Source organism: Chryseobacterium sp. VD8 (assembly GCF_037149975.1).
In the GTDB taxonomy this organism is placed as follows: Bacteria; Bacteroidota; Bacteroidia; order Flavobacteriales; family Weeksellaceae; genus Chryseobacterium; species Chryseobacterium indicum.
This window is the reverse complement of the sequence record NZ_JBBCQL010000426.1, coordinates 1-1,238: the sequence shown is the minus strand read 5'-3', so window position 1 is coordinate 1,238 and position 1,238 is coordinate 1. Positions and strand designations below refer to the sequence as shown.

1 protein-coding gene and 1 pseudogene are annotated in these 1,238 nt (G+C 36.2%); both read right to left on the bottom strand.

Annotated elements, in window-relative coordinates; all coding sequences use genetic code 11:
* On the bottom strand, positions 1 to 784 hold a 784-nt coding region (locus WFK35_RS22830; protein ID WP_336734937.1), incomplete at its 3' end, for an NAD(P)/FAD-dependent oxidoreductase.
* A 184-nt stretch (positions 785 to 968) separates the two neighbouring features.
* A pseudogene (locus WFK35_RS22825) lies at positions 969 to 1,238 on the bottom strand (DNA polymerase III subunit delta); the annotation flags it as partial.

Here is a 1,238-nt window from a genome sequence, read left to right as displayed (position 1 = left end):
ATCCGTTTTCATCCAGATCAATCTGTCCCACAAAAATATCTGTATTCGGTTTGTGACCAATGACAATGAAGATTCCATGAACATCAATGGTAGATTTTTCCTGAGTCTGATTATTAATGACTACCGCTCTTTCCACAAGGTTATTTTCTCCTTCAATACCGATTAACTCGTGGTGGAATTTCACTTCAATGTTAGGTGTGTTATTCACTCTGTGAACCATTGCTTTAGAAGCTCTGAATTCATCTTTTCTTACCAACATGGTTACTTTGTTCACCAGCTTTGCAAGATAAGTTGCTTCTTCTGCTGCGGTATCTCCTGCTCCTACCACCACAACATCTTTTCCTCTGTAGAAAAATCCGTCACACGTTGCACACGCGGAAACTCCTCCTCCGTTATATTTTTTTTCGTCATCAAGACCTAAATATTTTGCAGTAGCTCCGGTAGAAATAATCACAGTTCTGGCAAAAATTTCTTTATTTCCTGCGTACAGTTTATGAACTCCTCCTACTTCTTTTGAAAATTCAACTTTAGTAATCATTTCATAATGTACTTTTGTTTCGAATCTTTCAGCCTGCTTCTGCAAATCCATCATCATTTCAGGACCTGTAATTCCGTTTGGATATCCCGGAAAGTTGTCGACTTCAGTAGTTGTAGTCAATTGTCCACCCGGCTCCAGACCTGTGTACAGTTCAGGTTTTAAGTCTGCTCTTGCTGCATAAATTGCCGCTGTGAAACCAGAAGGTCCAGATCCAACGATCACACAATCTAAAATGTTTTGCTCCATATTCTGCTTTTCAAAAAAATTTAAAATTTCTGAGTGCTAATTTCGGAATTTTTACTGTTTATTTAAAGTTATTTTAATGATAGTTGTCAATATCTAATATGTTGAATTTCGATATTAGTTTTTAAATGCCGATTATTAGTTGATGATACAATTGAGGTCAATTAGTCAGCAACAGTTATCAAAATCATACTTTCATCTTAATTTTATCGACATTTATGATTTTGTAAACCAATTCTTTAATCAGTTCTGCTTCGCTCATATTGACTGCGCCCAATCCTTTTCCTTTCATGTCGAATTCTCTTAAAATTGAAATGACTCTGGTTGCATGTTTTAATGGATACAATCTCGCCGATTCTGCATAATCTTTTATAAAATAAGGATTTACGCCCATTTGTGCGGCAATTGTCTGAGGTGGCTGACCGATCATCGTGTTATAAATAATGACATTGGAAAA